General features: G+C 56.3%; 14 protein-coding genes and 1 pseudogene. All 15 read left to right on the forward strand.

Annotated features, from left to right (window positions below):
* Position 1: 1 nt before the first annotated feature.
* The 15 genes and pseudogenes from ACVOL0_RS01550 to ACVOL0_RS01620 all read left to right on the forward strand — a co-directional run bounded on the left by ACVOL0_RS01550 (position 2) and on the right by ACVOL0_RS01620 (position 12,287).
* On the forward strand, positions 2-925 hold the full coding sequence (locus tag ACVOL0_RS01550) for a LysR family transcriptional regulator (protein ID WP_481547585.1): 924 nt from the start codon (positions 2-4) through the stop codon (positions 923-925).
* Between the two features lie 988 nt (positions 926-1,913).
* On the forward strand, positions 1,914-2,234 hold the full coding sequence (locus tag ACVOL0_RS01555; protein WP_481547586.1) for a hypothetical protein: 321 nt from the start codon (positions 1,914-1,916) through the stop codon (positions 2,232-2,234).
* A gap of 104 nt (positions 2,235-2,338) precedes the next feature.
* Positions 2,339-2,614, forward strand: coding sequence for a hypothetical protein (locus ACVOL0_RS01560; RefSeq protein WP_481547587.1), 276 nt, complete (start codon positions 2,339-2,341; stop codon positions 2,612-2,614).
* 384 nt (positions 2,615-2,998) lie between these two features.
* On the forward strand, positions 2,999-3,451 hold the full coding sequence (locus ACVOL0_RS01565) for a hypothetical protein (RefSeq protein WP_481547588.1): 453 nt from the start codon (positions 2,999-3,001) through the stop codon (positions 3,449-3,451).
* An 843-nt stretch (positions 3,452-4,294) separates the two neighbouring features.
* Positions 4,295-4,552: a TonB family protein gene (locus ACVOL0_RS01570; RefSeq protein WP_481547631.1), complete on the forward strand. Its 258-nt coding sequence runs from the start codon at positions 4,295-4,297 to the stop codon at positions 4,550-4,552.
* 65 nt (positions 4,553-4,617) lie between these two features.
* Positions 4,618-5,004, forward strand: coding sequence for a hypothetical protein (locus ACVOL0_RS01575; RefSeq protein ID WP_481547589.1), 387 nt, complete (start codon positions 4,618-4,620; stop codon positions 5,002-5,004).
* A gap of 424 nt (positions 5,005-5,428) precedes the next feature.
* Positions 5,429-6,235, forward strand: coding sequence for a trypsin-like serine protease (locus tag ACVOL0_RS01580; protein ID WP_481547590.1), 807 nt, complete (start codon positions 5,429-5,431; stop codon positions 6,233-6,235).
* A gap of 81 nt (positions 6,236-6,316) precedes the next feature.
* Positions 6,317-6,949, forward strand: coding sequence for a DUF998 domain-containing protein (locus ACVOL0_RS01585; RefSeq protein WP_481547591.1), 633 nt, complete (start codon positions 6,317-6,319; stop codon positions 6,947-6,949).
* Positions 6,950-7,009: 60 nt separating this feature from the next.
* Positions 7,010-7,516 (forward strand): hypothetical protein, encoded by a 507-nt coding sequence (locus ACVOL0_RS01590; RefSeq protein ID WP_481547592.1) that lies wholly within the window; start codon positions 7,010-7,012, stop codon positions 7,514-7,516.
* A gap of 17 nt (positions 7,517-7,533) precedes the next feature.
* Complete coding sequence (locus ACVOL0_RS01595; RefSeq protein WP_481547593.1) at positions 7,534-7,833, forward strand: DUF705 domain-containing protein; 300 nt, start codon at positions 7,534-7,536, stop codon at positions 7,831-7,833.
* Between the two features lie 104 nt (positions 7,834-7,937).
* The gene (locus ACVOL0_RS01600; RefSeq protein WP_481547594.1) at positions 7,938-8,213 is read left to right on the forward strand and encodes a hypothetical protein; all 276 of its coding nucleotides are present in this window, start codon (positions 7,938-7,940) and stop codon (positions 8,211-8,213) included.
* 441 nt (positions 8,214-8,654) lie between these two features.
* A pseudogene (locus ACVOL0_RS01605) lies at positions 8,655-8,993 on the forward strand (DUF7674 family protein); the annotation flags it as partial.
* Between the two features lie 820 nt (positions 8,994-9,813).
* Positions 9,814-9,945, forward strand: a complete 132-nt coding sequence (locus tag ACVOL0_RS01610) for a hypothetical protein (RefSeq protein ID WP_481547595.1) — start codon at positions 9,814-9,816, stop codon at positions 9,943-9,945.
* Between the two features lie 525 nt (positions 9,946-10,470).
* Entirely contained in the window at positions 10,471-10,815 is a 345-nt protein-coding gene (locus ACVOL0_RS01615; RefSeq protein ID WP_481547596.1) for a GFA family protein, read from the forward strand.
* A 299-nt stretch (positions 10,816-11,114) separates the two neighbouring features.
* Positions 11,115-12,287 carry a serine hydrolase domain-containing protein gene (locus ACVOL0_RS01620; protein WP_481547597.1) on the forward strand — a complete coding sequence of 391 codons (1,173 nt, stop codon included), beginning with the start codon at positions 11,115-11,117 and terminating at the stop codon, positions 12,285-12,287.
* Positions 12,288-12,394 lie beyond the last annotated feature (107 nt).

Here is a 12,394-nt window from a genome sequence, read left to right on the forward strand (position 1 = left end):
CATGGATCTCCGCCAGCTCCGCTACTTCCTCTCCGTGGTCGAACACGGCAGCTTCACCCGCGCCGCCGCCGCAACCGGTCGCACCCAGCAGGCCCTGAGCAAGGGCATCCTGGCGCTGGAGCAGCAACTGGGCGCGCGCCTGTTCGAGCGCGGCAGCCGCGAGGCGCGGCTCACCGACGTCGGCCGCCTGCTGATGGAGCACGCCCAGCCGGCCCACGACGCCGTTCGCCGCTTCGAGGACCGCCTGCAGGAGCTGCAGACCGGCGCCGAAGGGCAAGTACGCATCGGCACCGGCCCAAGCACCGCCGGCTCACTGGTCGCACCTGCAGTGCTTGCCCTGCGCCGGCACTGGCCGAAGATCGGCATCCACGTCAGCGGCGGCATCCTGCCCGAGTTGCTGCCCAACCTGCTGGCACGCGAGCTGGATGCAGTAGTCACACTGCACACCTTCGGCGACGGCGACCCGGACCCGCGCATCAAGAGCGAAGTGCTGATGCACGACGAGTACCGCGTACTCGCGAGCGTGCGCCACCCGCTGGCGCGGCAACGTGATATCAGCCCGGCACAATTGCTTGAGCAGGCCTGGATTTTCGGCCGCCGACTTGGTGCTGTCGAAGGCGCGTTCCGGCAGCGCTTCCATGAAGCCGGGCTGGAGCCACCACTCAACACGATGGAGAGTGGCTCGCCGGAATTCATGCGCGCGATGATTCGCGACGGCGGTTACCTGACCCTACTGCCCAGCCGTTTGGCGCAAGCCGAGTTGCTTGCTGGGCATTGGGTGAAACTCGATGCACCAGGGTTCGCATGGCAACGCCCGGTGATGGTTTACACACGTGATGGCGAACCGCAAAGCGCGCCGCTGGCCAGGTTTCTGCAGGCGCTTCGGAATGCGGCGGAGTTGGCGCGGGTGCGGGAAGTGGAGTGAAGGTATGACCGATTGCATCGCAGCGTTTGATCAACTCCGAATTCCTCATGCAGCCTGGACGGACCGATGAAGGATCTACCGCGATCACCGCATTCCAAGCACCAATACGCCTGCCGGAAGGGGACGTATTGGATATCACGGTGAAGAAACGGCGCTAAACCCGGGCGCGGAATGTGATTCCAAGCCGCCTCAATGATCGCAAACCTTTGTTTTCAATGAAAATAATTTCAGTTTAAAGGTGACTTCAAAGTTGGCATACTCGGCTTTACACCGCTTTTAGGCGGTCTACTAAGAGTTAGGCGGCGGTGCGTTGGGTTGGCTGGCCATTCTTCTTTCGGCAGCAACATCGGCAAGTCACCGGTCGGCTCCGGGCAACAGTTCCAACTGTTCCTGACATCGGCAAGTTCACCACCTCGCCTTACGCTTCACTGCTCGTCCGCAATCATTTCATCGCACTTCGGCGGCAACGCTCGGCAAGGTTTCCCGGGCAAGCTCCACTCCGCGAGCTGTGGCATGATCGGTTCGCGTTGGGTTGCACAAGCAGGGCAGCGTTGGCCATGGGTTATGCAATTGGCTACAGCCGCCTAACGGTTCATTCAAGCCGAACCCGCTGCGCGGGTCGGCTTAATTCCAGAGTTAGGGCGCAGATCATGGGTGTCGAAATCATTTTCCCAATCGCTTGGCTCGTAAGCATCGTGTCCATCATCTGGCTCGTGTTTCGATCGCGGTCTGTAGCTATGCGCGCGTACACACTCCCAACCCTTATCGGTTCCGCTGTTATTTCCCTTCTCTGGGCTGCCATCGATCACAAAGATGGCCACTTCTGGCAATCCACGCTAACTTGCTTTGCACCAGTAGTTCTCATACTTGGTAGCCAAGCACATGCCATCAAGTACATGCTTGGGCGCAATGCAGCAACCGCGCCCTAACAGTTCATTCAAGCCGAACCCGCTGCGCGGGTCGGCTTAATTCCAGAGTTAGGGCTCACATGAAGCATCCTCTCACCCCTCAGGAAAAGAAGGCTCTTAGTCTTGAGCATGATCGACGCAACATTGTTGCGGAGAGTCAGTGGGGCGGTCGTAATGCCATCGCCAAGCGCAAGCAATGGGTCAATCAGTCCCATCGCAAAGCCGTTCATCAAGAGCTTTCAGCGCTTTCCGGAGCTATTCCCGCTGATCCAGAAGTAGTTGAGTCGGCCGTGGCATCGGCCAAACGACACAATTGGCGTAAACAACCTGACGTATCGCTCAAGGTTGCGCTTCTAGCACGCCGCTCCCGCCAACCACTGGGCTCCAGTAGTGAGCCCTAACAATTCATTCAAGCCGAACTCGCTTCGCGAGTCGGCTTAATTCCAGAGTTAGGCATCGTATACACGCTCCCGCGAGACAACAGAACAACTCACCGCCAGCCCATATGACCCATTTGTATCGCTACATACCAATTTGGCGTCGTGTACAAAGCGGCGCAGTTCTTTATCGCGTCATTGAGGTCATCGGTATTGGATTCACCGTTCAAAGCAAAGACTACGTCCACGCGGGCGCACCGGTTGGCGCCACGGCATCGCTGGAAGCACAATTCTTGGAGCTGCTAATTGAGCAAGACCCACATCACCGGTTCGGCACTTCATCAACGATTGAGGCGGCGGTTTTGGCGTTCGACCAGTACTTTGAGTCTACCGCCGATGCCTAACAGTTCATTCAAGCCGAACCCGCTGCGCGGGTCGGCTTAATTCCGGAGTTAGGCGCTATGGAGAGTTCCCAGACGTTCCCAACAAAGAGCACGGCTGTTTTATGCAGCTTGGCGGTGCTCCCGGATGGCTCATTGAGGGTGGTGCTCGATGACGCTCGTAAGGGCCAAGAACCGGGTGTTTGGGCATATCAAGGCCTGGTTACCTTCAAGGACTATTCACCCGGCACCCTTGAGGACTTGGCCGCACTACCCGAGGAAGAGTTGGCAAACTTCGGTCATTACGTGCTGGCGCGTCTGCTCGCTAGCAATGGGCTAAGCACCTAACAGTTCATTCAAGCCGACGCCGCTGCGCGGCGCGGCTTAATTCCAGAGTTAGACCCGCATATGGACCGTCGTTATCGAAAGAAGATGAATGCCCACTGGGCGCGTGCCGAGACTAAGGCTCGCCGCACCGTCGATAGCTTGGATCTATCCAGTTGGTTTGATAACTGGCACACGCACGTGGACTGGCATGGAAAGGGCAACTCTTGCCAAGAGAACCGGGCAGATGTCGCAGCAGCGACGGTTCGGTTGCTTCAACACATCGAGCATCGCGCGACTGGACGACGAGAGCCTATCCAACTCTGGGCCATGCTTTTCGGAGACACAAGGTACAACGCTGTCTATGCTCACTCGAAAAACCCAAACGGCACGCCCTTTCCGCACAGCTTTGAGGACGTGACCTGGGGAAAGCTCGCTCCAGACTGGATGACAGCCGAGGTTCCTGACGTTACTTACGAGATTGGCACGGCCAGCGATGCGGATGAGGTCGTTTACCTCATCCGGCGGCGGGCCTAACACTTCATTCAAGCCGAACCCTCTACGCGGGTCGGCTTAATTCCCGAGTTAGGCGGCTGTGTGCTGGGTTGGCTGGCCGTTCTGCTTTCGGCAGCAACATCGGCAAGTCACTGGTCGGCTCCGGGCATCAGTTCCAACTGTTCCTGGCACCGGCAAGTTCGCTACTTCGCCTTACGCTTCACCGCTCTGTCGCAATCATTTCATCGCACTTCGGCGGCAACGCTCGGCAAGGTTTCCCCAGGCAAGCCCCGTCCCGCAAGCTGTGGCATTATCGGTTCGCATTCGGTTGCACAAGCAGGGCAGCATTGGTCCGAGGGTTGGTAAGTGGCCACAGCCGCCTAACAGTTCATTCAAGCCGACGCCGCTACGCGGCGCGGCTTAATTCCAGAGTTAGGCCGCCTAGAAAGATGAGCGATTTTCTTCTAATTTTGCTTGTTCCAGTGCTCGCTTCTTTAGCCTGCCTCGTATGGCTTACGGCCCGCCGTTCGCGGGCATCTCTTCGAGCCGCGCTGACTTGCTCTAGTCTCTCATTGCTAGTCTGGGCTTGGGCATGCTGGCAATTTCGCGACGGCATCGGGCTTGGGCAAGAGCCCTCACAGGGTCTGGCGGCTGTACAAAACCTCGTCGGGCTTGCTTGGGTCCCGTTGCTGGGGTGCCTGGTGTTCTCAGTTGTATCAGCAGTCGTTTACCGCAGACGCAAAGTTCGCTACGGTGCGGCCTAACAGTTCATTCAAGCCGAACCCGCTTCGCGGGTCGGCTTAATTCCGGAGTTAGGCGGCTATGAACTTCCACTGGTTGTTCTTTTCACTGGCGGCGGGTGCTACCACACCTCACAACTCGTGCATGTCCTCAGACCCAAAGCTCATCTATTGCCCGGCGCCAGAAGCACCTCGAATTACAGAGCTGCGCGGTGGCGCAGTTGTGCTGGAGCTGCAGATCGATCCGGACGGTTCAGTTCGTTCCTCCACGGTACTTTCATCATCTGGCCACTCAGCTTGGCCTGGCGTCGCGCAATCTACGGTGGCAAAGTGGCGCTATTCGGCGGATTCGGCTTCCCGAAAACGAAAGGTTCCATTCGACTTCCAGCTTGGCAGCCCGTAGCCGCCTAACAGTTCATTCAAGCCGAACCCGCTCCGCGGGTCGGCTTAATTCCGGAGTCAGGCGCCATGACCAACATCTCCGAAATCAAAGGCCGAGAGTTCGATTGGTTTGCCCGGGACTCGACCGGGGCGATAGCACTGTTTGCTACAGCGGGTAGCGGAGCTGTTCCGGATTGTGTCTTGGAAGCGTATGAGCTCCACGACAGTGCCAATGATCTTATTCCCGTCTTCGGTTTGGGGTCACCGCAAGTCTGGGACAGCTATGCAGCTGTCGGGCTTTTCGCATACGACTGGCATGAGTCAACCGGCCAATACCGTCGCGTGACAAATCCTGCTGGGCCGACGTTCTTGTCTCTCAATGCCGCGCTTGGCGCAATCAAACTCCCCGCATTATGTGGACAGTTCGCTCACGCCCTTGAGTTGGGTCTTGAAGATCTGCAACATGGCGCCTAACAATTCATTCAAGCCGAACCCGCTTCGCGGGTCGGCTTAATTCAGGCGTTAGGCGCTAACACATGCCTGCAAGTCTACTGACAGAGATCATCTTCCGCGGTGCTTTCGAGGTTGTTCTGTATGGCCTCGGATACATCATTGGTTGGCTCCTAGTCCCAATCTTCTCGTTTGGCCACTACGCTGTTGCACCTTGGGATTTCAAGAGCCGAAAATTATCCACTAGTCACCCAAAGCTATCCCCACGCAAGACAGTTTCAGCTGACGCAGCGTGCGCAATCGGGTTTTGCGCCCTGGCAGCAGCATCAACAACCGCTTACTTCGTATGGCGTGCTGCAAGCCCCTAACAGTTCATTCAAGCCGAACTCGCTTCGCGAGTCGGCTTAATTCCAGAGTTAGCCCCTTGAGAATTTCCGAAGGAATCGCAATGTCCCGACTCTTGTTGCTTGCACTGCTTGCTGCGTCTTTCAGTGCAAGCGCGATCGTCATTCGCGATGATGTCGATGACGCGAAGTATCGGGTTCCGGTGTCCGAATTTCCCGCGCTCGCAGACCTCCACGGCGAAGGGCATGGCGTACTGATTGCGCCGCGCTGGGTCGTCACCGCCGCACATGCGGCTCAAATCAAGCAAATCACCATCAATGGAACACCCAGAGATGTTGAACGCCTTGTGCTGCATCCGGGGCACAAAATGCCGTCGCAGAAGCTGCTCGATCAGGCGCTGGCAACATGGGACTGGACGTTGTTCCGGGTGCTGCTGTCCTCTTCGGACGACATCGCGCTTATTGAACTGAAGCAACCTGTTACCGATGTTGCCCCCGTTTCGATATATAAGGGCGATGACGAGTTTGATCGGGTCGTCAAGATCTTCGGGAAAGGTGCCACCGGCAACGGCCTTACCGGATATGAATTCAGTGACTCCCACCGCACCGAACTTCGTCGTGCGTACAACAAGATCACAAGCGCCGATGGCCGATGGCTCTGCTACATCTTCGACAAGCCTTCGGATGCCCTGCCACTTGAGGGTGGGTCTGGAAGCGGCGACAGTGGTGGAGCAATTCTTATTCAGGCTGAGAGAGATTGGCTAGTGGCCGGACTGACTTCATGGTCAGATCCTCAAAGTACTATTAGGACGCCCGGACGGTATGGTCAAATCAGTTGTAACGTCCGCTTAAGCCATTACAGAGATTGGATTGAAAGTATTATCTCTGGGCAACCGCAAGCCGGGGGCTAACAATTCATTCAAGCCGACTGCCCCTTCGTGGCAGCGGCTTAACTCAGAGCGTTAGGCCAAAAGATAGACTATCGGAGACTCATGGACAGAGCACAACTCACTCGTTTGCTACTGGTCTTATCAATTTTGTACGCAATTTGTTTCTATTTTATTGGTAGCGCCATAAAGCCCGGCTATTCGCAATTATCAAACTTCGTGAGCGAGTACAACGCAACGGGTACGGCTCAGGCCAACACGCTCACTTATGCAGGTTTCCTTGTTACTTCCGTTCTCTTGTCAGCTTTCCTTATCTCGGCCGCGCCACTCATTCAAGTATCTGGAGCTAGCCGGTTAGGCTTCTGGCTCTTGTGGTCACTTCCTGCCTCATACTTCCTTGCGCTATTCGCTCCATGTGATGCCGGCTGTCCAATTGAGGGCTCAATTAGCCAAATCATGCACAATTTGTACGCAATCGTGACTTACTTTGGCATGGGTGTCGGCATTGCTTTGATCTCGCTAGCCCCTAAATTCAGTGCGTTCAAGTGGCGCCGCGCTTTTATGCTTTTGGTCGGAGGCGCCTTTCCAGTGGTTTTTGTGATCATGATCCAGCCGGATGTCGCACTATGGAGAGGTTTGATACAGCGATTGCTTGATGTCGCGATGGCGGTATCGCTCGTCCTGATCGCCTGGACGCTCGTTTCGTCAGGCCAGCAAGCTCGCCGGGCTTTGGCCTAACAATTCATTCAAGCCGAACCCGCTGCGCGGGTCGGCTTAATTCCGGAGTTAGGATGTTTTATGAAATGGCGTGAGCCGTGGGCGATTTCCCTTAAGCAACAGCGCCCGTTCAACCTCTTCAGTCGTGAAGGCCTGAAGGGAATGGTTGTCTGGACCGGCGTTCTTGGCGCAGTGTGCCTAATCGCCAATCTCGGTGAAGACTTGGGCACTCAGCTGGAGCGGGCTGCCAACCTTTGGATCGCCCCAGCGATCGGAGTTCCCCTCGCCATCTTTATCTACATCACCGGATGGCTCAGCCCGCGGAGCATTGGTTCAGGGCCGAATGGCATCGTGGTTGTGAAAGGTGACCAGATAACACTCATCCCGTGGCAAGCTATCGAGAGCTATGGCTTCGCTCGCAACGGCGGCCACAATATCCTGCACATCGAGGATCAGTGGGGTGGCAGTCACTCGTTGTATTTGGTGGATAAGGTGCACCCTAAAGAGGTAGAGCGAGAACTTGTGAAGATGGCCGGGAAACACCCTAACAATTCGTTCAAGCCGAAGCCGCTTCGCGGCTCGGCTTAACTAAGGCGTTAGGCCTCATGAAACAGCGCATAGTGTTCGTAGACGTTGATGACACGCTGGTCCGCTCTTTTGGCACCAAGCGCATTCCTATGCCATCTGCGATAGCTCACGTTCGCGAATTGCACCAGCAGGGAGTTGCGCTATACCTGTGGAGCTCCGGCGGCGCGGACTACGCTCGTTCCTCTGCAGCAGAACTAGGCATTGAGCATTGCTTCGTAGCCTTCTTGCCCAAGCCGGATGCATACATAGATGATCAGCCGGTACATGAGTGGCGCTACTGTCAGCATGTGCTTCCAGGCAATTCGATTGAGGCCTAACAGTTCATTCAAGCCGAACCCGCTACGTGGGTCGGCTTAATTCCGGAGTTAGGCATCGTATACACGTTCCCACGAGACAACAGACCAACTCACCGCCAGCCCATATGACCCATTTGTATCGCTACATACCAATTTGGCGTCGTGTACAAAGCGGCGCAGTTCTTTATCGCGTCTTTGAGGTCATCGGTATTGGATTCACCGTTCAAAGCAAAGACTACGTCCACGCGGGCGCACCGGTTGGCGCCACGGCATCGCTGGAAGCACAATTCTTGGAGCTGCTAATTGAGCAAGACCCACATCACCGGTTCGGCACTTCATCAACGATTGAGGCGGCGGTTTTGGCGTTCGACCAGTACTTTGAGTCTACCGCCGATGCCTAGCAGTTCATTCAAGCCGAGCTCGCTTCGCGAGTCGGCTTAATTCCAGAGTTAGGCGCGATGACCACTGCTACGCAAAGAGAAATGCGGAAGTCCGACCTAGCTGTTCTGGCAGCACTTGTAGCCCTCGCCATCGCGGGAATCTTATTTAGGGATGCAATTGGGCTGATTGGATTCCTTGTTCTTCTAGTCGCCGCGCTGATACAAATAGTACGAGTCCTTTTCTTCATGGGAAGCCGAAAGAAACTCAAGGATTTATGGGAGGCGCTTCGAGATGCAATCTGGGGACTTTGAGTTCACAGCCAGCATGGCTTTCGCGCCTAACAGTTCATCCAAGCCGCCGCCGCGTGGCGGCGCGGCGCAAATACAGAGTTTTCCCCATAGAAAATGATAGAGCAATAAAAAGCCAAGCTCCAAAAAGTTGGGGGCGGGCCATCCTTTCGCTCCACTTGGGAGGCGCACCTACTCGGGCACGGAAGTGACCTCTTGTATGTCTCAGCCGGAGAACTGGCAGCTCACTTGCTCACACTGCATAGCGCCGGCGATTCATCGACCTTCCCAGCCTTGGCTGCCGCCATTGAGCAGTTACACCTCAATGGCTCCCCCTGGGTCAACGAGTTCGCTACTTTCGGCATACTGGAGGCCGTTCAGAATATTTGGGGCAACGCTGGCATCGATCCAGAAGCATTTGCTAGCCACCTAGGCCCCGAGAGCCTCCGGTGGTGGCAAGGCCTCAATGATTTCTGGTCTGGCCGGGCTCCAAATATCGTCGCAGGCAGCTAACAATTCATTCAAGCCGACTGCCACTTCGTAGCAGCGGTTTCACTCAGAGCGTTAGGCGGCGGGAGCTGAAACATGGCAATCAGAGCAATGCTCGTTCTTCTCCTGGCGTTTATAGCTGGCTGTGCAACCAAAATCGCAACCAAGCGAACTGATCTTCCTCCCCCTCCCGAGGAGCCCACAATTCTCATTGATGACCCAAAGACTTGTTGCGATGACCCGTGCGTCTATCCAGTGACGACCTCAAAGCACAGCGGACTAGGGTGCACTGATCTACCACCTAACAGTTCATTCAAGCCGAACCCGCTTCGCGGGTCGGCTTAATTCAGGCGTTAGGCCGCTGATGAAAAGTTTCTCGGTACGTTGCATATTTTGCTGGGAGCCACGCACTGACCAGACGCACACGTATGTCTATGAAGATCGCATCACACTGTGGCGGGCTTCAGACGTTGATGAGGCGATCGATTTTGCCGAGAGTGAGGCCAAAGCCTATGCTTCAGAGGCGGGATTGGAGTACCTGAAGTGTTGCTAGGCATACGCGCTCTTTGACGCTGTGGAGGCAAACGGTGCCGATGTTTTCTCTCTTCTTCGTGACAGCGACTTAGAACCAGCGCGATACTTGGACACCTTTTTCGATACTGGGAGTGGGCGCGCACATGCGGCCTAACAATTCGTTCAAGCCGACGCCGCTTCGCAGCGCGGCTCAATTCGAGAGTTGGGTGCAACACGGATGCTTAGCCAAATTTCTGATACCTGGCAGTTCAATTTCTAGCTAGGTCTCGCCAGTCTTTGCGCTGGTTTAGTTGTCGTTTCGCCCTGCCTGTTGTTCCCCACTTTGCGTCGCCGGATACTGCAGGCCGACCTGGATATCGAGGGCGTGGGATTGATCGCACTGGCAGTCGCTATCGTTGCCATTGGGTGCTACAACTACTTCAGCGGCACTGCTGGCGCCTAACAGTTCATTCTGCCTAGTCCGCTTCGCGGAGCGGCTTAAATATCTAGGATTAGGTGCCATGTCAAAATTAATCCTGATAATTGGACTAGTCCTTTTGACGGCATGTAGTGAGTCGCCAAGTTCGGCGAGTCACAAAAATTCGCGCAGCGAGGCCCTTCCGGCGGCTCCTCCAGGCCCAGACTTCCGGGACTTGCTGGACGGAAAATGCCTTGCCAATAACATCAACCCTGTCGCGCTCAATAACTATGAGAGCTGCTTTGTCACCGAGCTATCCAAACAATGCAGCCCAGCGAACGATTGCCTCATAAGCTGCCTGGTTTCGGGTCAAGCGCGTCAGATCGGCGGCGGCTGTTGGCATGCATGTTTCCAGGAACTCGCCAGCTACAACGCATATCATGAGCCGGCTCAGGCTGCTCGGTGCAGATTGCTGGATCCACATCAAACACCCAACAACTCATTCAAGCCGCCCCCGCTTCGCGGCGCGGCTCGGCTCAACTCAGGCACTGACCGCCTCAGGAGGCACCCATGCAATCTGGAAGTTGTCATTGCGGAGCAGTGAAGTTCACCGCTCAAGGTGAGATTGACCAAGCCATTGAATGCAACTGCTCGCACTGCAGCATCAAGGGACTCTTGTTCTGGTTCGTTCCACGCGAAGCATTTGCTGTCACATCAGGAGCAGACAAACTCACGACCTATACCTTCAACACGCACAACATCCTGCACCAGTTCTGCTCGGTCTGTGGCTGTCAGGCCTTTGGCCTCGGGACCACGCCTGACGGAACCAAGATGGCGGCAATCAATGTTCGCTGCGTGGATGGAATAGACCTGGCCGAGCTCAAACGTGTCCCGGTAAATGGCAAGGAGTTCTAGTGGCAATAGCCGGCAGCTCATTCAAGCCGAAGCCGCTGTGCCGACAAGCTGAATCGATGCATCAGGCAGCGCAGCAAACAGCCTGCAATCTTCCGATTCGAACCGGGAGATGAGCAGCGATTCCGCCGCGGCGGGGCCGCTCCCCGCTTCCGGCATTCAGCAGCCCTTAGATGGCGACCATTCCAGCAGAGCCAACAGACGCAGCCGCGGATAGGTCACAGGCGTGAGCCTCGGCGATCGGCTATGTTACGAACCCTTCCCTACTTCCATTCAAGCGCCGACGCATGCAAGCGAGCTTGATGATTGTCCGAAACCGGCTATGGTTCAACTGCTTCGCATTGTCCGCCATGCTATTGAGCGCGGGATGTACGGACAAGAACGTCCCGGCGAAAGATCTCGCGGCTGACATAGATGAAGTAACGGCAACACTGATCGCGCAACCATTGCTCCACTCAGCCTCGATCGCCGTGGTATATCGGGGCGAGGAATTCATCCGTCATCACGGCGACATGGAAGCCGGGAAGCCATCTCCTCCGACCGATGCGACGCTCTACGAGATCGGCTCCTTGAGCAAGACCCTGACCGGGACCTTGATTGCCGGTGCAGTGCTGGAGCACAAGCTGGATCTGGATGACGATGTCCGCATGTATCTGCAAGGGGACTATCCGAACCTGCAGTACAAGGGCGAACCCATCCGTATCCGTCACCTGCTGTCGCATACCAGTGGTTTGCCAAACATGCTGCCGGAACGCGCGAACACCGTGCTCGCAGAATTCACCGATCACCGCACACCTGCCCAGCTCAATGCCCTCTACAAGGGCTATGGAAAAACAGATTTCTTCAATGACTTGCACACTGTCGAGATAGGCCGCGCGCCCGGGAGGGACTACGCCTATTCCAGTGCGGGAACGCAACTGGCAGCGCACATCCTGGAAGTGGTTTACAAGCGCGACTACGAGTCACTGCTGCGCGGATTCTTTCGCGATGCAGCGGGAATGAGCGACATTCGGATCAAGCTGAGCGATGACGAAGCGGCCCGGCTTGCGGCTGGCTATCACAGTGACAATCCGGTGCCGACCACACCAATGCCGGAGTTACCCTGGGGCGCATCCGGAAACGTGAAAGCCACACCCCCGGACATGCTGAACTACCTCAAGTTCCAACTGGCCGGCGGGCCCGTGGTGACGGAATCCCATCGTTCTCTGGTCAGATTCGATTCCGAGTTCAGCATTGGCTACTTCTGGAACATCGTCAGTGGCAATCGGCTGAAGGGAAATTACTACGCGCACCATGGCGGCGTTCCCCGCTCGCAGTGCTACATCTACATCATGCCGAAATATGATCTTGGCATCTTCGTCATCACCAACCAGAGTGGCGACCAGACAGCCCATGCCATGGAAGCGGCTATCGATACGCTGATAGAGAGAATCGCCGCGCGGGAGAAGCTTGCTGAGCATGGGCTGCACCGATAGCGTCTACCAGCGTAGGCCTGCTCGCCGTTCGGCGCTGGCCGTCATACGCAACCTCGCCGCCCAACAATCACTCAAGCCGACCGGCTTCACCGGCAGGCTCGGTTCTG

This window comes from Stenotrophomonas sp. STEN021 (assembly GCF_056760175.1).

Coding starts and splice junctions, on each gene's coding strand:
- ACVOL0_RS01550 (WP_481547585.1), top strand. CDS start 2: ATGGATCTCCGCCAGCTCCGCTACTTCCTCTCCGTGGTCGAACACGGC.
- ACVOL0_RS01555 (WP_481547586.1), top strand. CDS start 1,914: ATGAAGCATCCTCTCACCCCTCAGGAAAAGAAGGCTCTTAGTCTTGAG.
- ACVOL0_RS01560 (WP_481547587.1), top strand. CDS start 2,339: ATGACCCATTTGTATCGCTACATACCAATTTGGCGTCGTGTACAAAGC.
- ACVOL0_RS01565 (WP_481547588.1), top strand. CDS start 2,999: ATGGACCGTCGTTATCGAAAGAAGATGAATGCCCACTGGGCGCGTGCC.
- ACVOL0_RS01570 (WP_481547631.1), top strand. CDS start 4,295: ATGTCCTCAGACCCAAAGCTCATCTATTGCCCGGCGCCAGAAGCACCT.
- ACVOL0_RS01575 (WP_481547589.1), top strand. CDS start 4,618: ATGACCAACATCTCCGAAATCAAAGGCCGAGAGTTCGATTGGTTTGCC.
- ACVOL0_RS01580 (WP_481547590.1), top strand. CDS start 5,429: ATGTCCCGACTCTTGTTGCTTGCACTGCTTGCTGCGTCTTTCAGTGCA.
- ACVOL0_RS01585 (WP_481547591.1), top strand. CDS start 6,317: ATGGACAGAGCACAACTCACTCGTTTGCTACTGGTCTTATCAATTTTG.
- ACVOL0_RS01590 (WP_481547592.1), top strand. CDS start 7,010: ATGAAATGGCGTGAGCCGTGGGCGATTTCCCTTAAGCAACAGCGCCCG.
- ACVOL0_RS01595 (WP_481547593.1), top strand. CDS start 7,534: ATGAAACAGCGCATAGTGTTCGTAGACGTTGATGACACGCTGGTCCGC.
- ACVOL0_RS01600 (WP_481547594.1), top strand. CDS start 7,938: ATGACCCATTTGTATCGCTACATACCAATTTGGCGTCGTGTACAAAGC.
- ACVOL0_RS01615 (WP_481547596.1), top strand. CDS start 10,471: ATGCAATCTGGAAGTTGTCATTGCGGAGCAGTGAAGTTCACCGCTCAA.
- ACVOL0_RS01620 (WP_481547597.1), top strand. CDS start 11,115: ATGATTGTCCGAAACCGGCTATGGTTCAACTGCTTCGCATTGTCCGCC.